Consider the following 21,957-nt stretch of genomic DNA (forward strand, 5'->3'; position numbering starts at 1 on the left):
TATCAAAAAACTTTAATTTAAGGCTTTTTTATAACTTGATAATATATCCTGAACCTTCTTATTTTCAAAAACCGTAGGGTACAACTCTTTTACAATTAAATGATATTCGTAATTTATTGCTAAAGCATTTTTTAAATGTGTTAATCCATACTCTTCCTTATCTAAAATCATAAATAGACCACATAAACGAAACTCTATTTCAGCAAATTCTCTGTAGTTTTTTTTTGCTTTTATAACTATTTTTAAAGCTTCATTAAATTCTCCTAAAAAAAACAATATATCTGCTAGAGCTATATAAATTTCTATTTCTTCGTCTCCCAGTTCAATACAAGTATAAAATGCCTTTACTGCTTCTTCATAAAAATTTAACTTCAGATTAATATCTCCATAAATCCTCCAATAAAAAGCATTTCCTTCATCAATTTGTATTGCTTCTTTTACATAATATAATGCTTTTTGAAAATCGTTATCTTTATAACAAGCATTTGTTAGCAATATCCAAACTTTATCTAATAAAGGGTCTTCATGAACTGCTTTTTTATAAAAATGTATAGCCGTATGAATGTTATCTAACTTCTCATAACATTCTCCTATTCTCTTATATGCAAAGGCAGTTGGATCATCTAATTCTAAGGTTATTAAATAATTTTTAATAGCTTCTTCATAGCTACCTAATTCTTCTAAAGCTTTTGCTTTTTCTAAATATCCCCCAATAAAACTTTCATCAATTAACACTGAATAATCAAACGAAGTAAGCGCTTCTTTATGCCTACCTAATTCTGAATATTGCTTACCTAATTGATGCCATGCTATTTCACAATACGGATTCTTATCTACATATGAATTTAAATAAACTATTGCCTCTTCATGCTTCTCTTCCATATCAAAACAATATACAATATTGTATAAAGATGAATAGTCTTCAAGCTCTTCTGCTACACATTTTTCAAAATTTAAACGTGCGTTCTCAAAATCATCTAAATATAAATACTCCATTCCCATCATTGACCAAATATCAGATGGATCTTCAATGTATTCTAACGAATCTTTTAAAATTACAATAGCTTCTACATGTTGTTTCTTTTTAGATAAAATTAATGCTTTTTGAATAAATACTTCATCATTATGAGGCTCTACAGCTTCAATATTTTTAAGCATTTTAGTTGCCTCTTGTAATTCATCTTCAAAAACCAAGATTTCAACCTTCATCAATTTTAACTGAATTGAAGTCGGATGTTGTTCTAAACCTAACTCCATCGCTTTTTTAGCTAAAGAATGTTTAGCTATATTTAAATAATGTTCTATAATAGTTTCAAACTCAACAGCATCAAAAAAATATACATCGTTGGTTTTCAACATAGATTCAAATTTCAATATCGACATAAGCTATATACTTGAATATAAATAAAGTTAATGTAATAATAGCATTTATTTACTTATAATTGTTTTTGTTTTCAACAATTTAATTAACAATATATGTCATAGCTATTTAATGAAATTAACTGCTTTCTCTTGTATGAAAAAACAGATTATTTTTCTATATTTGGAATGATCAAAATTTTAACACAAAATTAATAGTTAATTATAAATAAAAAAATCATGAGTAAATTTGACGAAAAAGTAGAGTTATATAAAAAGTTTATGGACGATAGAAACCTTCGCTCTAACACAGATTTATTAAAAGCCGTTACTAAAGGTTTAGGACCATCGATATATAAAAAAGATGCTGAAACTGTATCTGGTAGCGACCCTAAAGAACTAGAGACTGTTAAGAAAAACTTCTTAATAAAAAAATTAGGTTTAGCTGATAGCCCTGAGTTAGATAAAGCTATTGACGAAGTAATGGAGAAGATAGGAAGATCTGAAAGAAACAAGTATCGTGCTGTAGTTTATTACATGTTAGCTAAGAAATTTGATAAAGAAGCGGTTTACGGAATGTAGAATTCGTAATTTATATAAAAAAAAAGTCCTGTATTCATTTTAATACAGGACTTTTTTTATTTTAGCCCCCAACAAACAAACTATATATATGTCGCAATTCATTAGTGTTTTTGATATGTTAAAAATCGGCGTTGGCCCCTCTAGTTCCCACACATTAGGTCCTTGGAGAGCTGCCCAACAATGGATTGAAAATTTAAAAGAAACAGCTCTTTTTAATACTATTGACGGTATTAAAATAGATTTATATGGTTCTTTATCTTTAACAGGAAAAGGTCATGCTACCGATTTAGCAGTTTTATTAGGTTTAAGTGGTACTGATCCTGAATATATTCCTGTAAATGATATTGATACTATTATTGATAGAATAAAAGAAACAAATACCCTAGATTTTAATGCTGAAAAATCAATTATATTTTCAATTGAAAATATTGTTTTTAATAAAGATTTTTTACCTTTTCATTCTAACGGATTAACTTTTAAAGGTTTTTCTAAAGGAAAAGAAGTTTCTTCAGAAACTTATTATTCTATTGGTGGTGGTTTTGTTATACAAGAAGAAACAAAAACAACATCTAGTACACAAATAAATAAAAGTAATTTTCCTTTTCCTATAAATAGAGCTACCGAATTAGAAGCATATTGCGAAAAAGAACTTAAAAACATTTCTGATATTGTTTATCAGAATGAGCTAATTTTAAAATCTTCTGATGAGATAGATTCTGAATTAAAACGTGTTTGGGATACCATGTTAGAATGCATGTACATTGGCTGTCATACTGAAGGTATTTTACCTGGTGGGTTAAACGTAAAACGTAGAGCATATGGTACTCATACGAAATTAATTAAAGATGCTAAATACGCTAATGAACAAGAATGGATTACTGCTATTAGAAGTACCGAAGTAAAGTTTCGTGAAATATTAAAATGGGTAAGTTGTTTAGCGTTATCTGTAAACGAAGTAAATGCTTCTTTAGGTAGAGTTGTTACCGCTCCAACAAACGGAAGTGCAGGAGTAATTCCTGCTGTACTAATGTATTATCTAGTTATCGAAAATCACGAAGCTGATTTTGAACATATTAAAAAATTCTTATTAGTTGCAGGAGAAATCGGGAGTATCTTTAAAAAGAATGCAACAATATCTGCAGCAATGGGTGGATGTCAGGCTGAAATTGGTGTTTCATCTGCAATGGCTGCAGGTGCTCTTACCGAACTTTTAGGAGGAAGCCCTGGGCAATGTTTAGTTGCTGCCGAAATAGCTATGGAACACCACTTAGGTTTAACTTGTGACCCTATTGGTGGTTTAGTTCAAATACCATGTATTGAACGTAATGCAATGGGAGCAATTAAAGCGATTAATGCTGCTGAGTTAGCTTTAGAAACAAATCCAAAAGAGTCTTTAGTTCCACTAGATAAGGTTATTGATACAATGTGGGAAACTGCAAAAGATATGCACAAAAACTATAAAGAAACCTCTGAAGGTGGTTTAGCAATTACTGTTGGTTTAGCTGCTTGTTAGGTTATTTCTATTCAAATTTAAAAGAAATTTAAAAGCCATTGAAATTATTTTAATCTCAATGGCTTTTGTAAGTATTTAATTTTCTACTTAAATTTATTTAACAATTAGTTTTCCATCAAATGTTGTATTATCGTTTTTTAAAACTTTTATAAAATTAATTCCTTCTATAAAATTTTCATCAATTATAAAACGTATTGTTTCTTTATCTATTTTTTTAAACCTTACTTCTTTACTACTTCTTCCTAATGAATTACTAACAAGAATAGCTTTTAAATTTTCTGTATTAACTTTTAACTCACAATATTTCCCTGCTTCAATTGGATTAGGATACAATACATTTTGTTGTTCTTCAACCGACAGACTAATATTACCTTCTTCTCTTACTTCAATAAGATACTTTGGTTTATCACTTAAAGATTTTTCTAAGTAAACTCGAAATACTTTTCTTGTTTCCCTCCACTCTATACAATCATTTGTTATACCATGTTTTATAAAATACCATGTATTTACTTGTAAATTTTGATTAAACGACACTGATGCTCCACAACATTGACTAGGACTATTAAGTACAGGAATGTCAGTTATATTAGAATTTCCGTTAGGTGCGTATGAAATAGACCAATGATTATTTACATATATTAGATTATTATGTGCAGTAACTGTTACAGAGATGGAACTACCGTTACTTATAATATTTGTAAAATCGAAATTAGTAGTAATATTATCCCATGGTATTTGTCCTGAAAAAGCCTTTCTTTCCTCAACCCAACCTATACAACTACTATCACCATCAAAAACACCATGTTTTATATAATATTTTTTGTTTTTTGACAAGCCTGTAAACAAAGCTGTCATACCTCCTTTAATAGCAGTTACTGTTCCTATAGTATTTACATCTGATGTCGATCCGGAAACTGAAGTTTCAAATATTCTCCACCAATGTGCCCCTCCATAAACATTACTAACTCCTGTAACCTCTACACTTATTGTTCCATCGGCTGCACAAAAAGTATTAAATGTAAAATCTGTTGAGGCTATAGGCTTAGGTATCGTGAACGTATGTTTTGTTTCTTCCCAATCTACACATGGCGGATTTGCTGTTGCTAATTTAATTTGATATTCATACCCAGATTCAAATTCATAATTTTGATTCGCAAAAATTTGTGTTAAATTAAGAACTCCTACTTGTCCCATTGTCCATCCATCTGTACCTAGCCTTTGTTTCCAAGTAAAAGGAACTGAATTCCCTACATCCCTTCTCCAAACATCAATATAATATTGACTCTCACCTAAAGAAGCATTTCCATTTAAATAAATATCTTCATTACATAAAAAACTGTTTTTAACCTGCCCGTTTGGGTCTTGAAAATGAAACTCAGAAGTTACTATTACTTTTTTAGTAATACTCAGATCATCAATTTCAAGATTAACTTGTCTTCCATTAGCTGAATTTTGAGGATATATCCATAATTGTGAATTATTTGCTGTTGCTGTAAAATTAAAAGATACAGTTTTTTCTCCAGCATTTAAATGAGTTGTCATTAAACTAGAATACACGACTTCACTTCCTGAAGGCATAGAAGGAAAAGTAGTACTAGCACTTGGATTAAGCCCAGTAACAGCTCTAAATATCGCTCTACTATTTGGAATTATTGTGAATGCTGACGTTTTCTTTATTTTAAATTTAACTTCATACGTTTCTCCTGAAATAAAATTATAGTCTGTATAAATTCCTTCACCTCTACCATAATTACCCCACATCCAAGCTCTTGTAGTCGTACCAGTTCCAAAAACAGAAGGAGTTCCATGGCTTGCATTCCAACCTTGTACACATCCTAAAGTAAAAGCATCGTCCGCATCTGCACAAGGGCCCATTTCAAAGGCCCCATTAGATACGTCATCACATTGAGCTTGAATAAAAAAGCTACTTAGAAGTAGTATTAAAGTTATAAAATAGTTTTTTCTCATTTTTTCTAAAATTTTTAATTAGATAAGTTAGTTTGGTCTATGTATTTTTTTATAAGTCCAAAAATATTTTAACATTTAATTAAAAGTGTTTTAATCTTTCCCTAAAACAAAAAAAACTTTCCGAATGGAAAGTTTAATTATAATTAGATGATAATTAAATTATTTATCTTGTAAAAAACAATTCAGTTTTAGTTGACATTTCTTCAGAAAAACGATAATCGTTAACATTAAAACCTTTTAAGCCTTCTATTGTTTTAATATCATTTTCAATAATATAACGAACCATTAAACCACGCGCTTTTTTAGCAAAAGTCATAATTGTTTTATATTCACCGTTTTTTAAATCCTTAAAAACAGGTGTTATCATTGGTACTTTTAACACTTTCTTAGGCAATGCTTTAAAATACTCTGAGCTTGCTAAATTAACTAACAGTTCATCGTTATCTAATTCACTATTTAAAGAATCAGCCAATTCATTACCCCAAAATTTATATAAGTTTTCTGTGCGACCTACTTTTAATCTGGTTCCCATTTCTAAACGATATGGTTGAATTAAATCTAACGGTTTTAATAAACCGTATAACCCTGATAAAATTCGTAAATTATCTTGCATTGTAGGCAATTTACCCTCAGGTATTGTATTTACATCAATACCTCTAAAAACTTCACCTGTAAAAGAAAAAATAGCTTGTTTAGCATTATCTAATTCAAATGGTGTTTGCCAATTTTGATTTCTTTCGTAATTTAAACTAGCCAAATCATCAGAAATTTTCATTAATTCACTTAACTTCTTTCTTGATAAAGTTTTTAATTTTTTATTCAGTTTTATTGACTGTTCTAAAAATCTTGGTTGTGTATATAAGCTTGTTGTTGCTTTACTTTCAAAATCTAATGACTTTGCCGGAGATATAATAATTTTCATTCAACTAATATTTAATGTAAAAATACGGAGCTCTTTTAAAACTTCAAATTATTCATGGTAATTTCAATCAATAGTGCTATAAATAATAGTAATAACTTAAAAGTAATATTAGTACTTCTTAAACTTTTAAGCCATCATAAGCCAAAAAAACATTTTCAGGTAACTCTTTTTCAACTTCTGCATGTAAACCTAATAACTCACTTATATGCGTTAAATATACCTGTTTAGGTTTAATTTCTGCAATAAAAGCTAAAGCTTCATCAAGATTAAAGTGTGTCGCATGAAGTTCTTTTCTTAAGCCTGTTACTATTAATGTATCTAAATTAGATAATTTATTTTTTTCTTCTTCTGATATTGTTTTAATATCTGTTATATATGCGATATCATTAAAACGGTACCCCAATATGGGTAACCTTCCATGCATAACCTCTATTGGAGTAATCTTTACACCATCTAAACAGAAACTTTTATGATGGGAAATTATATTAGTTGCTACCTCTGGTGCACTAGGATACCTGTTTTCTGTTTTAAAAATATAATCATATCTTTTTTTCAAAACATCCAAAACCCTTTCAGTTACATAAATCGGTACAGCCCCCATTTGAAAACAATAAGGTCTAATTTCATCCAATCCAGCAATATGATCAGCATGTTCATGCGTAAATAAAATTCCATTTATAGATGCTACTTCTTCACGCATCATTTGCTGACGGAAATCTGGACCACAATCAATAACATAATTAATATCATCCCAAGAAACAATAATTGAAGAACGCAATCTTTTATCACGAAAATCTTTAGATAGCGCTACAGGATGCTTACTAGTAAGCATCGGAACTCCAGTGGAAGTCCCTGTTCCTAAAAAAGTTACTTTTAATTGTTTTTTTTCTTTCATACTTTAAGACAAAAGTACAACAAAAATTGTCTGGTAATTTCTATTTTCAGTACATTTGTTGATCGTAACAAAAAACAACAAAATGGCAATTACGCTAAAAGGAGATCAGAAAATAAGTATCGTACCTACTACTAATAGTAAAGCTTTAAAAGTGAACTTAAATGCTCACATTTATGGAACATTTGCAGAAATTGGTGCAGGGCAGGAAACCGTTCGTAATTTTTTCAGAGCAGGAGGAGCTTCTGGTACTATTGCAAAAGCAATGAGTGCTTATGATAAAGACTTTTCTGATGCCATTTATGGAATTGAAAACGATAATCGATATGTTACTGAAGATCGTTTAAAAAAAATGCTAAAGCATGAAATGGATTTAATTGAAGATCGTCTTGATCGTCAAAAACATCCTGATAAATTGTTTTTTAGTTACGCCAATACTGTAGCTACTATTAATTTTACAAAAAAATTTAAAGGTCATGGTTGGATTGGTATTCGTTTTCAACTAGATCCTCTTGAAGATTATAATGAAATTATTTTACACCTTCGTTTTAAAGAAACTGATGCACGCCAACAACAAGAAACTTTAGGGGTTTTAGGGGTTAATTTAGTTTATGGAGCGTATTATTTAAATGATAACCCAAAAGAACTATTAAAATCTTTTTACGATAATATTGATAGTGATCGTTTAGAAATTGATATGGTTAATTTCTCTGGTCCACGTTTCATGTATGTTGACAACCGTTTAATGAGTTTACAATTAGTAAAAAACGGAATGACAAATGCTGTAATGTTCGGCCCTGATGGAAACAACTTACTTCCTGCTCAAGTATTATATAAAAAGAATATTTTAGCGTTACGTGGGAGTTATCGCCCTGTTACGAAAGTAAATATGGATATGTTTGAAAGGTCTAAAGAATTATTCTTAGCCGAGAAGAAAGTTAATCCTGAAAAAACACAAGTTATTTTTGAAATCACCCTAAGTAACCTTCGTGCAGAAGGAGAAATAAATGAACGTGATTTCTTAGATAGAGCCGAATTACTTTGTGCACTTGGACAAAATGTAATGATAACGAACTATCAAGAATACTTTAGATTAGTTGATTACTTTAGTGAATTCACAAAAGAAAGACTAGGTCTTGCTATGGGAGTTAATAACTTAATTCAAATTTTTGATGAAAAATACTATCGTGATTTAAGTGGTGGTATTTTGGAAGCTTTTGGTAAACTTTTTTACAAAGATTTAAAAGTATATATGTACCCTTATAAAGATGAAGAAACTGGAGAGTTTATTACCAGTGAAAATTTAAAGGTACACCCTAGAATGAAAGAATTATATAAATTCTTTAAAAATAATGGTAGACTTATCGATATTAAAAATCTTGACCAAGATAGTTTACATATTTTCTCTCGAAAAGTATTGAAAATGATTAAAAATAATGAAGAAGGTTGGGAAGCAATGTTACCTAAAGGTGTTTCTGAAACTATTAAAGAAAAACGTTTATTTGGTTGTTCGAGAAAACGAATTTAAAAATATAGTTTATTATTTAAACCTTTTAGTATCTTTAAAGTCTAACAGCTAAACAATTTTAGTTGACCGACGAAATTATACTTATAACACAGTTACAAAACCAAAAAACAAAGGAAGTAGCTTTTAAACAATTATTATCGTTATATAAAGAACGACTGTATTGGCATATACGAAAGATTGTAGTATCTCACGATGATGCTGATGATGTTTTACAAAATACTTTCATTAAAATTTTTAAAAATATTGATCGTTTTAAAAATAATAGCAAACTCTATTCTTGGATGTACCGAATTGCAACTAATGAAGCTATAACATTCATTAATAAAAGAGCAAAAGAACGAAATGTAGATATAACAGAGTACCAACAACAGCTAATATCAACACTAGATAGTGACCACTGGTTTACTGGAGATGAAATTCAACTCATCTTACAAAAAGCAATTGCAACTTTACCTCAAAAACAACAATTAGTTTTTAACATGAAGTATTTTGATGAAATGAAATACAGTCAAATATCTGAAATATTAGAAACATCAATAGGTGCTTTAAAGGCATCTTATCATATTGCTGTAAAAAAAATTGAGCAATTTATTAAAGACTACAATTAAACCTTTTAATAAAATTAAAGTCTTAAAGTAGAGATGAATAAAACCACAAAAAATAGCATAGATTATATAAATAAAAAAACAGGTAAGAAAACTGGTTTTTCTACTCCTGACAATTATTTTAATAAGGTAGATGATGGTATTATATCAATGATAAACCCCACATATCTACCTAAGAAGAATAACACCTTTTCAACACCTGATAATTATTTTACTACTGTTGAAAATGATATTTTCGAAAAATTAAATATAGAAAAAATTAAAGAGGTAAAAGTTATCTCTTTACGTAAAAAGATATTACAATTTGTTCCTCTTGTAGCAGCTGCATCTGTTTTATTATTTATAAGTTTAAATTACTTTAATACTAGTGTAACATACGAATTTGATGATATAACTGAAGCTGATATAACATTTTGGTATGAAAATGGATACGGAAGTACAGATAGCAATGAGTTAGCTACTGTTATAGATAATTCTGATTTTGATGAAGATTTCTTATCTACAATAAATGATGACAACATAGAGAGTTACCTAAATACAATTGATAACTCAATACTTATAAATGAAATTCAATAATAATGAAAAAAAATATACTATTACTATTATTCATAGCTTTCTTAAGCAACCTACCTGGTCAAGCTCAAGTAAGAAAGCGTAGTCATGAAAAAATTCGCGCTTATAAAATTGCTTACCTAACAGATAAGTTAAATTTAACAGAAAATGAAGCTCAAAAATTTTGGCCTTTTTACAATAAGTACAGTAAAAAAATGATGCAACTCCATAGAGAAGAACATTTTAATATTAAAAAGACAATATCAGAAAATGGAGGTATTGATAGTTTGTCTGAAAAAAAATCAAAAGAAATTTTAAAAAGAATTCAGTTAATTAAACAGCAACAGTACGAGACCAAAACTTCTTTTCATAAAAAAATTTCTAAAATACTATCTTTTAATAAAATTCTAAAATTAGAAATTTCTGAGCATGAGTTTAATCGTAAGCTTATGAAAAAACACAGAGGTAAAAGAAGTAAATATAAAAAAAGAAGCTAAAAAGCTTCTTTTTTTTATTATTATCTCTTAACGAGTCTTAAGCAAACATATAAATCTGGTTTATTTGCTGTAAATTGTCTTAACCAAATAGCTAATTCGTCTATTTCATAAGGTAACAACCTATTTAATGCTTTTTCTAGTTCTTTTTTAAATAAATCTGTATTAAAACTCACTTTCTTTAATACAGTTTTAGTGTATTCGTACATTGCTCTCGCCATACTCTTAAGGGGAATTTAATCGTTCATATAAACTGAACGTAATTTACGAATTATTATTCCTTAGTGTATGTTAAATTTTCATAAAAAAAAACCGGCACTAAATCTAGTGTCGGTTTTTTACATTTTACTTATAATATTATTATAAGCTATTTACTTTATTTATTAAAGCAGTTGCATTAGTTTCTAACTCAGTACTAATAGCTTTGTAATGAGCTTTTTTATTCTCAACTCCTTTAGCATTAACTTTTTCTAATAAATTATCAAAAACTGTAATAGCTTCATCAATAACAGCTTCAGATTTTGCAGTATCTTCTTTAGAGTTTAACAACTCCCACATGTAACACTCTTCAATAATATCACCTAATGTATAATTGATATCTTTTTTTAAATTTTTTATGCTTGCCATAATTATAATTTTGATGCAAAATTAATTTATTTTATCTAATTCAGCTTCAATTTTCTAATAAAATTATTTAGCATGAAATCAACCAACAAATACTTTGCTATATTTAGCAGAATTGATATTAAGCTTCTATTATTCCACCTTCTAATTTTTTACAAAAAAGTCAATATTTCTGTAATACTCGATACTGTACTATACGAATTTGTTTTTTGCTCTTCACTTACTTCTTCATGAGCCCAAGTTGTATGAAATGGAACATGAATTGCAGAAGCCCCTATTTCAACCAATGGTAAAATATCTGATTTTAATGAATTACCAATCATTAATAGTTCTGATGCATCAATATCTAAGTGCTTAATCAATTTTAAATAATCAACTTCTTTTTTATCACTCATCACTTCCGTGTGATGAAAATACTTTAAAATACCTGATTTTTCTAATTTCCTTTCCTGATCTAACAAGTCTCCCTTAGTTGCTACAATTAATTTATAATTACCTTGTAGTTTTTTCAATACCTCTTCTACTCCATCTAGTAAATTAATAGGCTTTTCAAGCATTTCTTTTCCTATCTCTAAAATTCTATCTATCGTTTTTTGATTAATTTTATAATTAGATAACTCTAAAGCACATTCAACCATAGACAATACAAAACCTTTTACACCATAACCGTAAATTTTAAGATTATCTATTTCTTTTTTATATAACTCTTGATGAATTTTGTTTTCTGTTTCATAACCTGACAAGAGTTTTGCAAACTCATTTTCAGCATCTCTAAAATAAGTTTCATTTACCCAAAGCGTATCATCGGCATCAAAAGCAATTACTTTAATATTATTCATTTCCTATTATTTTTTTTGCTTTTTCTAAATCTTCAGGAGTATCAATACCAATACTTTCGACTGAAGTTTCTATCATTTTTATTTTTTTACCAACCTCTAAATATCGTATACACTCTATCTTTTCTGCTGCTTCAATCGGTGTCATTGGTGTATGATAAAAATCGATTAATGCTTTCTTTCTAAAAGCATACACACCTTTGTGCTTATAATAAGTAACACTCAATTCTTTATCTCTATGAAAAGGAATCACACTTCTCGAAAAATAAATTGCAAAATCATTCGTATCTGTAATTACTTTTACATTATTAGGGTTTTCAATATCTTTTATATTCGTCATTGGGACTTTTAAAGATGCTAAATCTATTTCTTTATTTACATCACTCTTAAAAGCTTCAATTAATTTAGATAATGAAACTGTATCTATAAATGGTTCATCCCCTTGTACATTTACAACGATATCTACATCTAAACCTTCTACCGCCTCTGCAATCCTATCAGAACCACACTCATGCTCTTTAACACTTTTTATAACCTTACCTCCTTCAGCGGTTATTGTTTTGTAAATAACATCAGAATCTGTTACAACGTAAACTTCATCAAATAAATTAGCATCAACAGCTGCTTTATAAGTTCTTAAAATTACTGGTTTACCCCCTAAATCTTTCATCAATTTCCCTGGGAAACGAGACGCTTCATAACGCGCAGGAATCATTGCTATTATCTTCATAAATTTATAGTTATTTACTCTCTCCAAAGATACATATTTAAACAGTTTATTAAAATTACCCTAAAGCTTCTTTTTAATAATTAAATATTAATAGCTACTACTTTAGCTCTCTTTATTATTTTTTAATTACTTTTGGTTCTTTATGAAAGTACTTTTAAAAACATATACGGTTATTTTAAACACAGCAGGCATTATTATGTATAATATTTGCATGCGTAAAAAATATTCATATGTAATAGAAAGCTCTCAAAAAAATAAGTTTAAACAACGGTTTTAAAACCAACATTTAATACAAACTATAAAAGGTGCTTTTTTTACAAAAAGCACCTTTTTTTTATTCAATAACTTTTAATTTCAATAACAATGAACACATTAAGAAACACTAAGCAAATTTGTATGTACGTAACAAAAACAATCTATTTCGTTAAAAATATCTTTTTTAGAAAATTTACACCACCTTCTATAACACCTTAACATCATGAAAACTCAAATAATTTCTCAAAATAATTCATCACAATTTACCGTTAACAAAAAACAAGTTAGCAAAAATAAAACATTAAAAACTTCAGTTTTATACAGTAAGGTTGAGTTTAGTGTAAATTATTCTATCAACCTTTACAAATACTCTAATTTTCACTTCAAGAGTATTGAATTCGATATTTTAAAAAAAGCTTACTTAAATGATAATATTATCATTAAAAATAATATTAAAAAATTGAGTAGTACTGAAATTGTTTTAAACGTAACAGTATCTGTAAAAAAAGAAACTATTTGTAATGCTATTTTTAGTTACAACTTACAATAGTTTTAAATTTAATACAGGTTTTGTTTTTATTAATTAAACCTGTATTATTTTATATAAACTTCTAAAATCTTAGCATTTACAACAATAACATCTACCTTTTTTATACATGCAGGAATTAAAATAGTTTCTCCCATTTCTAACTTTTCTTGCTGGTTCTCATACTTAAATATTGCTGTTCCTTCTACACACATATAAATAACAAAACTATCTTTATCAAAATGTTCTATTGTATAGTTCTTTGTTAAGTGTAAGAAATTAGTTGTAAAATATTTACAATCTACAATATTCGACGGGTTATTTTTTTTCTTTTGATATTCAGCTTTATAATTTGATTTTGCAGAATAATCAATAGCATCTAATGCTAGATCTAAATGTAAATCTCTCTCTTTTCCATTTATATCTTTTCTATTCCAGTCAGATATTCGATAAGTAACATCAGAAGTTTCTTGTATTTCTGCTAATAAAATACCTTTTCCTATCGCATGTATTCTTCCTGCTGGCACTAAAAAAGTATCTCCTTTTTTTACATAGTCAATATTAAGTAACTCTAACTCATTACCTGAATTTATAGTTTCTAAAAAGGATTTTTTATCAGTTTCTTCAGAAAAACCAACAATCATTTTTGATTTTTTTTCTGAATTAACAATATACCACATTTCGGTTTTACCTAAAGAATTATGTCTTCTTTGCGCTAAAACATCATTTGGGTGTACTTGTAAGCTTAATTTTTTCTTAGCATCAATAAACTTAATTAATAACGGGAATTTTTCTTGAAATATATGATAAACTTTTTCTCCTAAAACATCTTGTTTAAATTCCTTTATAAGATCTTTTAAACTTATTCCTTTTAAACTACCATTACTAATTATAGAAACATCTCCATCTACATCAGAAATTTCCCAGCTTTCACCAATATCTTTTTTATCAGATTTTTTATTCAGTAAAGTTTGTAATTTCTCTCCTCCCCAAATTTTAGATTTCAAAATTGGTTCAAATCTTAGTAGTTGGTTTATCATACTATTATGTTCCGTTATAAGTTACGTAATTTCGTGGTGTTTCATATAATGTAATTTCTAAGTCTAAATTTTCAGGAATACTTACACGTAATTTGTTAAATATTACTACTGATATATTTTCGGCTGTAGGATTTAAGTTTTTAAAATCCTCAACTTCAATATTTAAGTTTTTATGATCTAAAACATTTTCTACTTTTGTTTTAATCAACTCCCTTAACTTTCCTAAATCATAAACAAACCCAGTTTCTTTATCAATTTCTCCTCTTAAAGAAACAATTAATTCATAATTATGACCATGATAATTAGGGTTACTACATTTACCAAAAACTTCAAAGTTTTTTTCATCAGACCATTTTGGGTTAAATAGTCTATGTGCTGCGTTAAAATGCGCTTTTCTATGTACTGTTACTTTAGGCATTTATTAATTTATCGTAAGATTCTTTAAATATAATTTTAAACCAAGCTGTATATAATTCAGGAGTATCTTCAATGTCTTTTTTTACAGCTTGTAAAGTCATCCATTTATAAGACTCAGCTTCTTCTCTATTTATATTAGGTTCGTCATTAAAACTTCCAATCATAACATGATCTAATTCATGCTCTGTTAATCCATTATCAAAAGGAGCTTTATAAATAAAAGAAAAAACTTCGGTTAACTCACTAACAAATCCCATTTCTTCTTGAAGCCTTCTTTTTCCAGCTTCCAGATTTGTTTCTCCATCTCTTTGATGAGAACAACAAGTATTTGTCCATAGTAAAGGAGAGTGGTATTTATCTGCCGCTCGTTGTTGCAACATTAATTCTTTCTTATCATTAAATATAAAAACAGAAAATGCTCTATGCAACAATGCTTTTTCATGCGCTTCAATCTTCTCCATTAATCCAATCGGATTATCTTGTTCATCAACTAAAATTACTTGTTCTATCATCTTAAAAATATACTTAAAGCAAACTTACAAAAATGATATCAGTTCAACAATTAAACCTTTGAACAGTTAAGCATTTAACCTTATCTTTGCTGCCTTAAAATTTATAGATGAGTTTTTTAGAAGAAATACAAAAAAGACGTACATTCGGAATTATATCACACCCCGATGCTGGTAAAACTACTTTAACAGAAAAATTATTATTATTTGGTGGAGCCATTCAGGAAGCTGGTGCCGTAAAAAATAATAAGATAAAAAAGGGTGCTACTTCCGATTTTATGGAGATAGAACGTCAGCGTGGTATTTCTGTAGCTACTTCTGTATTAGCCTTCATTTATAAAGATAAAAAAATAAATATTTTAGATACTCCTGGTCACAAGGATTTTGCTGAAGACACATTTAGAACTCTAACTGCTGTAGATAGTGTTATTGTTGTAATTGATGTTGCAAAAGGTGTTGAACCTCAAACCGAAAAACTGGTTGAAGTTTGTAGAATGCGTAAAATACCAATGTTAGTATTCATTAATAAATTAGATCGTGAAGGTAAAGATGCTTTTGATTTATTAGATGAAGTTGAACAAAAACTAGGATTACGCGTTACACCTATGAGTTTTCCTATTGGAATGGGATATGATTTTAAAGGGATTTATAATATTTGGGAAAAGAAATTAAACCTTTTTTCTGGAGATAATAAAACAAAAATATCAGAAGCTCTTGAATTTGATGACCTTTCTAATCCACAATTAGATGAAATTATTGGTGAAACTGCTGCTGAAACTTTACGAGAAGAATCAGAATTAGTATACGAAGTATATCCTGAATTTAATCAACAAGAATATTTAGCTGGAGATTTACAACCTGTTTTCTTTGGTTCTGCTTTAAATAATTTTGGTGTAAAAGAATTATTAGATGCTTTTATTGAAATTGCACCTGAACCACAACCTAAAAAGGCGGAAGAACGTTTAGTAGATTCGAAAGAAGAAAAACTAACCGGTTTTGTTTTTAAGATTCATGCCAATATGGATCCTAAACACAGAGATAGACTTGCTTTTATTAAAATTGTATCTGGAACATTTAAAAGAAACTCTCCTTACCTACACGTTCGTAACGGCAAGAAAATGAAATTTTCTAGTCCGAATGCTTTTTTCGCTGAAAAAAAACAAATTGTTGATGAATCATTTCCTGGTGACATTGTTGGAGTACATGATACAGGAAACTTTAAAATTGGTGATACTTTAACTGAAGGAGAAAAATTAAACTTTAAAGGAATACCTAGTTTCTCTCCAGAACATTTCCGTTATGTAAACAATGCTGACCCTATGAAATCTAAACAATTGTATAAAGGTTTAGATCAATTAATGGATGAAGGTGTAGCGCAATTATTTACTATGGATATAAATGGTCGTAAAATTGTAGGTACCGTTGGTGCTTTACAATACGAAGTAATTCAATATCGTTTAGAGCATGAATACGGAGCTAAATGTACTTATGAAAACATTTCTGTACATAAAGCTTGCTGGGTAGAAGCTGAAGACGAAAAAAATGACGAATTCAAAGAATTTAAGCGCGTTAAGCAACGTTATTTAGCAAAGGATAAAGAAGGTAAAATGGTGTTTCTAGCAGATTCTTCTTTTACGCTGCAAATGACACAAAGTAAATATCCTACAGTAAAACTACATTTAACGAGTGAGTTTGAATAACCAATAATTGGTATTTAATAATTTTTAGAAAATGAAAACAAAAAAACAGCGTATCATTGTTAGAAATAAAGCAATCTTATTAAATGGATTACTTCAATACGTTCGTAATGATGTATTTCTCGTTTTTCTCTTTTCGTTTTTCTCTTTTATAACTTTTAGTCAAGAAAACTTATCAAAATTAAAAGGAAAAGAATTGCAAAATAAAGTTCGTTTGAACTTTATTCCTGTAAAAATGCCTACCGATAAATTCCCTAACTTAAAATCGACAATGGGTTTAGCTGGTTTGCATTATCAAATACCTATTAACGATTGGTTATACGGAGGAGCTGCATTTCATTTTGCAACTACAGGAGATCAAGGTGGTTTATTTACATTAGGTGCGGAAATAGGTGTAAATAAAAAATTATACAAAAACATTTATTTTGATGCTAACTTCCATTTTGGTGGTGGTGGTGGATATAGAAACCTTGTAAACGATGGTGGATTTATAAATCCGAATATAGGCTTACAATATAAAAAGTATAATTACTCCTTTGGAGTTCAATACAGTCATTTAAATTTTTATTCAGGAGAAATAAAAAGTAATTCTGTTTCATTCTTTGTAGAAATACCAAGTATTTTACGCTTTACTAATTATAACAAGGCACATCAAAATTTTGTAGCGAACAATATTTCTCCAGATAGTTTTTGGAGTAAACCAACTGTAAAGAATGCACAACAAGTTCGTTTTGACTTTTTTAAACCTATAGGTAATTCAAGAAAAGATAATGGTACTACTTTAAATGAAACCTTATATGTTATTGGTTTTGAATATCAAAAATATCTAAATGAAAATACTTTCTTATTTGCACATACCGATGCTATATACAAAGGTTTACGTGCTGGTTTTATGGATTTGTTTTTTGGTGCTGGTTACCACCCATATCAATCAAAATATATTAATATTTTTACAAAATTAGGAATCGGTGCTGCTGGTGGTCGTGTAGCCCCTGAAGGTGGATTAATGATTTATCCTTCTGCGGGAATCGATTTAAAACTATCAGATAAGTTAGCTTTAAGTGGCCATGGTGGTTACTACCGTGCTATTGCTGGAGATTTAGAAGCCTACACTGTTGGTTTCGGATTGAAATATTTCGGTTTAAATGGAGGAACAAAATCCAAAGAAAAAAATTATACCAACTTTTACACACAAGGATTACGTATTGAAATTCAAAATCAAACATATTTTGATGTTGCTAAAACAGATGATAAATTTAAAGCTAAAGAAATCGATTTACAACTTCTTGCCTTAAAAGTAAACTACGACCTTAACAAATGGCTATACGTTGCAGGTGAAGCTAGTTTTGCTTACGGAGGTCGTTCTGGTGGTTATGCTCATGGATTAGTTGGAGGAGGAATATATTCTCCTCGTTTTTTAAACGATAAAGCTCGCGGATTTATTGAATTAATGGCAGGTGCTGGTGGTGGAGCTGGTGTAGATACTGATGAAGGTATTATACTACGTCCTACACTAGGTTTAAGCTACAATATAACCGATGGAATTGCAATTCTTGCTTCTGGTGGTAAATACTACTCCCCTTTCGGGAACGTAAAATCTAATAATATTAACATAGGTTTAAGTTTTAACCTTTCAACTTTATCAGTAAAAAACTAATTTTGCATTTAATATAAATTATATAACAATAGAAACCTTTTCATTTCTCTAGAAATGAAGATACTATAAATAAAAACAGAATACAATGAATAACGGAATTTACGCAAAGTTTACTACGCCTAAAGGCGATATCTTAGTTAATTTAGAATTTGAAAAAACTCCTGGAACTGTAGGTAACTTTGTTGCTTTAGCAGAAGGAAATTTAGAAAATGAAGCAAAACCACAAGGAACACCTTATTATAATGGATTAAAGTTTCACCGTGTAATTGGTGATTTTATGATTCAAGGTGGTTGTCCACAAGGAACTGGAACAGGAAACCCTGGTTATAAGTTTGATGATGAATTTCATCCTGATTTAAAACATGATGCTCCGGGTAAATTATCTATGGCTAATGCAGGACCTGGTACTAACGGATCTCAGTTTTTCATCACACACGTAGCAACACCACATTTAGATGGTAACCATACTGTTTTTGGTAGTGTTACTGAAGGCCAAAGTGTTGTTGATGCCGTAGCACAAGGAGATAGTATGGATGTTGAAATTATTCGTGTAGGTGAAACTGCTGAAAAATTTAATGCTGTTGAAGCTTTTAGATCTTTTGAAGGATCTCGTGAAAAACGTGAGGTTGAAGAAAAAGCAAAGCAAAAAGAATTATTAGATTCTGTTGCTAAAGGTTATGATGAAACTCCATCTGGTTTACGTTATAAAATTTTACAAAACGGTGATGGCAAACAAGCCACTAAAGGAGCAAACGTTTCTGTACACTATAAAGGACAATTATTAGACGGTACTGTATTTGATTCTTCATACAAACGTAAGCAACCTATCGATTTTGCTATTGGTATGGGACAAGTTATTGCTGGTTGGGATGAAGGAATACAATTATTAAAAGTTGGAGACAAGGCAAGATTTGTAATTCCTTCAAACTTAGCTTATGGATCTGCTGGCGCAGGAGGAGTAATTCCACCAAATGCAACTTTAATATTTGATGTTGAATTAATGGATGTAAAATAACCCTCAATATTTAAAATATTTAAAAACTCTCTATCTAAAAATAGAGAGTTTTTTTTATTTACGCTAAATTAACCTTCATAACCTTTATTAAATAATAAGTTAAACTACATATGACAATCACTTAAAACGTAAATGATTTTTCTTTTTGATCTTTGAAATGTGATAAACAATTATATAAAGATGAAAAAGCTCTCCTTACTTATAGTATTATTAAACTTAAATTTATTTACCATTTATTCACAAGCATCAGTTTGTGAATCACCAGAAGAAACCATTGATGATATAAATACCATATCTATCAAAAAATGTGAAATATCCGAAAATAAAAAAAAGGCTAGAAAAATAATAAAAACCAAAACTGTCAGAAAAAGAGTTATTAGTAAGTCTACTAAAAGATCTCCAAACCTATCTAAAAAATTATTATTTACATTAGTTCAAGAAATTCCAATGTTCGAGTCTTGTGTAAAATCAAATCGGAAAAATGATGTTAAATGTTTCAAAGCGAAAGTAAATGAACATTTTTCTAAAAAATTTAATGCCGATAAATTTATTAATCAAGACATTGATAAAAAAATATATATGCAATTTAGTATTGACCTTCGCGGAAGAGTAATTGACACAAAAATAAAGAGCAAAAAAATAAATACTTTATTACATAAAGAGTTAAATAAAATCATGAATGAATTACCTAGATTTACTCCTGGAAGAGAAAAAGGTTTACCAGTTATTGTTACATATTCCTTTCCCCTTAACTTAACTTTTAATTAATTTTTTGAATAAAAAGAGCTCTACAAAAGAGACTCTATAATAATCTCTTTAATAGCAAAAAAATCACTTATTCTATTCAAAAAACATTAAACACTACAATACCAGTACTTTAATGAAACAAATAAAACGCAAACATATTTGCATAGATATATTTTTTTATGTAGTTTTACAGCATAAATATGTTAACTACTCTTGTTAACTCCATAAAATAGAAAGAGATTATGATGAAATTCCCCATACTAGTAGCAGCTATGTTTGTATCGATGATAGCTGTTGCACAACAAGAAGTTTGTGAAAACCCTGATGAATCTATTGCTGACCCTAACAGTATTACTAAATGTGCTATTAAGGATGGTAAAGATGGAGGAAAAAAACAATTATCAATCGAGGTCTCTACAAGAAGACGTGTCGTTCGTAAAAAGAATGAAACTGTTTCTGCTATTGGAGGAACAAGTACTTCACAAAAAGTTGCCAACATTAAGAAAAATACTTTATTAGTTGGTAAGCTTGAATTAGAAGATAACTCTGAAACTATTGAAAGGATTCCATTTAACCTTGTTGAAGAAATTCCTTTATTTAAAAAATGTAACAATGTTCCATTAATAAAACAAGCAAAATGTTTTGAGAATCAAATGTCAAAACATATTATGCGTAACTTTAGATATCCTCAAGATGCTATTGATGCAGGTGTACAAGGTAGAATATTAGTTCAGTTTACGATAAATGAAGAAGGAAATGTAGATGGTATTCAAATGAGAGGTCCTAAAGACGGTGCTTCTTTAGAGAAAGAAGCTAGTAGAATTGTAAGTAAATTACCTAAATTTATTCCTGGTAAACATAACGGTAAATCTGTAAAAGTTAAATATGGTATTCCAATTACTTTTAGACACCCTGATGCTTCTAAAGTGGCAAAGAGAACAGCGGTAAAAAAAGTAGTAAAAAAACAACCTGTAAAGAAAGTTGTTAAATCAGAAAAATTAATTACTGATTTTATAAAATTTGACGAAGTACAAAGTATACCTCAGTTTAAAGCATGTTTAAACGTTTCTGATGTACAAAAAGTTAATTGTTTTAACGAAAGAATGGTTAGCCATATTCAAAGAAACTTTAATTACCCAGAAGCTGCAGCAGTACAAAACATCGAAGGAAAAGTTTGGGTTCGTTTTATTATACAAAAAGATGGTAAAGTAAGTAATATAAGAATGAGAGGCCCTAAAAATGGTCAATTATTAGAACAAGAAGCAAAAAGAATGGTTTCTAAACTTTCTAAATTCGTTCCAGGTAAACAAAACGGAGAGCTTGCTAATGTTGAATACTATATACCTATAAATTTCACATTACAATCTGAGGCAAATAATTAATCTTCTTTTTATATTAAAATAAAATTAAACAATCTTTCTATAAATAAATAAACCAGAGAAATAAATTCTCTGGTTTATTTATTTATAGAAAGTAATAAAGTAGTATA

23 protein-coding genes are annotated in these 21,957 nt (G+C 28.9%); 12 read left to right on the forward strand and 11 right to left on the reverse strand.

Annotation, left to right across the window (positions count from 1 at the left end; translation table 11 throughout):
- Positions 1-12 precede the first annotated feature (12 nt).
- Entirely contained in the window at positions 13-1,359 is a 1,347-nt protein-coding gene (locus tag H518_RS0113030) for a tetratricopeptide repeat protein (protein ID WP_231891951.1), read from the reverse strand.
- A 240-nt stretch (positions 1,360-1,599) separates the two neighbouring features.
- Between H518_RS0113030 and H518_RS0113035 the strand changes: the two genes are divergently transcribed.
- Both H518_RS0113035 and H518_RS0113040 read left to right on the forward strand, forming a co-directional pair.
- Positions 1,600-1,941, forward strand: coding sequence for a DUF2853 family protein (locus tag H518_RS0113035; RefSeq protein WP_028889472.1), 342 nt, complete (start codon positions 1,600-1,602; stop codon positions 1,939-1,941).
- A gap of 88 nt (positions 1,942-2,029) precedes the next feature.
- Entirely contained in the window at positions 2,030-3,454 is a 1,425-nt protein-coding gene (locus tag H518_RS0113040; protein ID WP_028889473.1) for an L-serine ammonia-lyase, read from the forward strand.
- A gap of 93 nt (positions 3,455-3,547) precedes the next feature.
- Here the strand turns inward: H518_RS0113040 and H518_RS0113045 are convergent, their stop codons facing one another.
- The 3 genes from H518_RS0113045 to H518_RS0113055 form a co-directional block, all read right to left on the reverse strand.
- Positions 3,548-5,422, reverse strand: coding sequence for a hypothetical protein (locus H518_RS0113045; RefSeq protein WP_028889474.1), 1,875 nt, complete (start codon positions 5,420-5,422; stop codon positions 3,548-3,550).
- Positions 5,423-5,585: 163 nt separating this feature from the next.
- A complete protein-coding gene (yaaA, locus tag H518_RS0113050) occupies positions 5,586-6,344 on the reverse strand; it encodes a peroxide stress protein YaaA (protein ID WP_028889475.1) in 759 nt (252 codons plus the stop codon).
- Positions 6,345-6,462: 118 nt separating this feature from the next.
- Positions 6,463-7,239 (reverse strand): MBL fold metallo-hydrolase, encoded by a 777-nt coding sequence (locus H518_RS0113055; protein ID WP_028889476.1) that lies wholly within the window; start codon positions 7,237-7,239, stop codon positions 6,463-6,465.
- A gap of 82 nt (positions 7,240-7,321) precedes the next feature.
- On the opposite strand from H518_RS0113055, the gene H518_RS0113060 reads away from it, so the two are divergent.
- The 4 genes from H518_RS0113060 (at position 7,322) to H518_RS0113075 (ending at position 10,418) form a co-directional block, all read left to right on the forward strand.
- Positions 7,322-8,764 (forward strand): hypothetical protein, encoded by a 1,443-nt coding sequence (locus tag H518_RS0113060; protein WP_028889477.1) that lies wholly within the window; start codon positions 7,322-7,324, stop codon positions 8,762-8,764.
- A gap of 62 nt (positions 8,765-8,826) precedes the next feature.
- The gene (locus H518_RS0113065; protein ID WP_028889478.1) at positions 8,827-9,372 is read left to right on the forward strand and encodes an RNA polymerase sigma factor; all 546 of its coding nucleotides are present in this window, start codon (positions 8,827-8,829) and stop codon (positions 9,370-9,372) included.
- Between the two features lie 33 nt (positions 9,373-9,405).
- On the forward strand, positions 9,406-9,945 hold the full coding sequence (locus H518_RS0113070) for a hypothetical protein (protein WP_028889479.1): 540 nt from the start codon (positions 9,406-9,408) through the stop codon (positions 9,943-9,945).
- A 2-nt stretch (positions 9,946-9,947) separates the two neighbouring features.
- Positions 9,948-10,418 (forward strand): hypothetical protein, encoded by a 471-nt coding sequence (locus H518_RS0113075; protein ID WP_028889480.1) that lies wholly within the window; start codon positions 9,948-9,950, stop codon positions 10,416-10,418.
- Between the two features lie 20 nt (positions 10,419-10,438).
- Here H518_RS0113075 and H518_RS0113080 read toward each other — a convergent pair whose 3' ends face one another.
- The 4 genes from H518_RS0113080 to kdsB all read right to left on the reverse strand — a co-directional run bounded on the left by H518_RS0113080 (position 10,439) and on the right by kdsB (position 12,605).
- A complete protein-coding gene (locus H518_RS0113080; RefSeq protein ID WP_028889481.1) occupies positions 10,439-10,636 on the reverse strand; it encodes a hypothetical protein in 198 nt (65 codons plus the stop codon).
- Positions 10,637-10,775: 139 nt separating this feature from the next.
- The gene (locus tag H518_RS0113085; protein ID WP_028889482.1) at positions 10,776-11,042 is read right to left on the reverse strand and encodes a hypothetical protein; all 267 of its coding nucleotides are present in this window, start codon (positions 11,040-11,042) and stop codon (positions 10,776-10,778) included.
- A gap of 149 nt (positions 11,043-11,191) precedes the next feature.
- Entirely contained in the window at positions 11,192-11,878 is a 687-nt protein-coding gene (locus tag H518_RS0113090; protein ID WP_028889483.1) for an HAD family hydrolase, read from the reverse strand.
- On the reverse strand, positions 11,871-12,605 hold the full coding sequence (gene kdsB / locus H518_RS0113095) for a 3-deoxy-manno-octulosonate cytidylyltransferase (RefSeq protein ID WP_028889484.1): 735 nt from the start codon (positions 12,603-12,605) through the stop codon (positions 11,871-11,873). The genes H518_RS0113090 and kdsB overlap by 8 nt, the downstream gene beginning before the upstream one ends.
- A 478-nt stretch (positions 12,606-13,083) precedes the next feature.
- On the opposite strand from kdsB, the gene H518_RS0113100 reads away from it, so the two are divergent.
- Complete coding sequence (locus H518_RS0113100) at positions 13,084-13,410, forward strand: hypothetical protein (protein WP_028889485.1); 327 nt, start codon at positions 13,084-13,086, stop codon at positions 13,408-13,410.
- 44 nt (positions 13,411-13,454) lie between these two features.
- On the opposite strand, the gene H518_RS0113105 is transcribed toward H518_RS0113100, so the two are convergent.
- Genes H518_RS0113105 through idi form a run of 3 tightly spaced genes read right to left on the reverse strand, consistent with a single transcriptional unit; the run spans position 13,455 to position 15,355 of the window.
- Positions 13,455-14,426, reverse strand: a complete 972-nt coding sequence (locus tag H518_RS0113105) for a type I phosphomannose isomerase catalytic subunit (RefSeq protein ID WP_028889486.1) — start codon at positions 14,424-14,426, stop codon at positions 13,455-13,457.
- Between the two features lie 4 nt (positions 14,427-14,430).
- Positions 14,431-14,844, reverse strand: a complete 414-nt coding sequence (locus H518_RS0113110) for a 6-pyruvoyl trahydropterin synthase family protein (protein WP_028889487.1) — start codon at positions 14,842-14,844, stop codon at positions 14,431-14,433.
- Positions 14,837-15,355: an isopentenyl-diphosphate Delta-isomerase gene (idi, locus tag H518_RS0113115; RefSeq protein WP_028889488.1), complete on the reverse strand. Its 519-nt coding sequence runs from the start codon at positions 15,353-15,355 to the stop codon at positions 14,837-14,839. The genes H518_RS0113110 and idi overlap by 8 nt, the downstream gene beginning before the upstream one ends.
- Before the next feature lie 107 nt (positions 15,356-15,462).
- Here idi and H518_RS0113120 point away from each other — a divergent pair, with 107 nt between their 5' ends.
- From H518_RS0113120 to H518_RS20570, 5 genes are all read left to right on the forward strand, one after another.
- A complete protein-coding gene (locus tag H518_RS0113120; RefSeq protein ID WP_028889489.1) occupies positions 15,463-17,052 on the forward strand; it encodes a peptide chain release factor 3 in 1,590 nt (529 codons plus the stop codon).
- A gap of 31 nt (positions 17,053-17,083) precedes the next feature.
- Entirely contained in the window at positions 17,084-18,706 is a 1,623-nt protein-coding gene (locus H518_RS0113125) for a hypothetical protein (RefSeq protein ID WP_240472518.1), read from the forward strand.
- Positions 18,707-18,791: 85 nt separating this feature from the next.
- On the forward strand, positions 18,792-19,721 hold the full coding sequence (locus tag H518_RS0113130) for a peptidylprolyl isomerase (RefSeq protein ID WP_028889491.1): 930 nt from the start codon (positions 18,792-18,794) through the stop codon (positions 19,719-19,721).
- A 180-nt stretch (positions 19,722-19,901) separates the two neighbouring features.
- Positions 19,902-20,489, forward strand: coding sequence for a hypothetical protein (locus H518_RS0113135; protein WP_028889492.1), 588 nt, complete (start codon positions 19,902-19,904; stop codon positions 20,487-20,489).
- 221 nt (positions 20,490-20,710) lie between these two features.
- Complete coding sequence (locus tag H518_RS20570) at positions 20,711-21,850, forward strand: energy transducer TonB (protein WP_081411189.1); 1,140 nt, start codon at positions 20,711-20,713, stop codon at positions 21,848-21,850.
- Positions 21,851-21,957: the final 107 nt, after the last annotated feature.

Origin of the sequence: Tenacibaculum ovolyticum DSM 18103 (assembly GCF_000430545.1) — a bacterium.
GTDB lineage: Bacteria > Bacteroidota > Bacteroidia > Flavobacteriales > Flavobacteriaceae > Polaribacter > Polaribacter ovolyticus.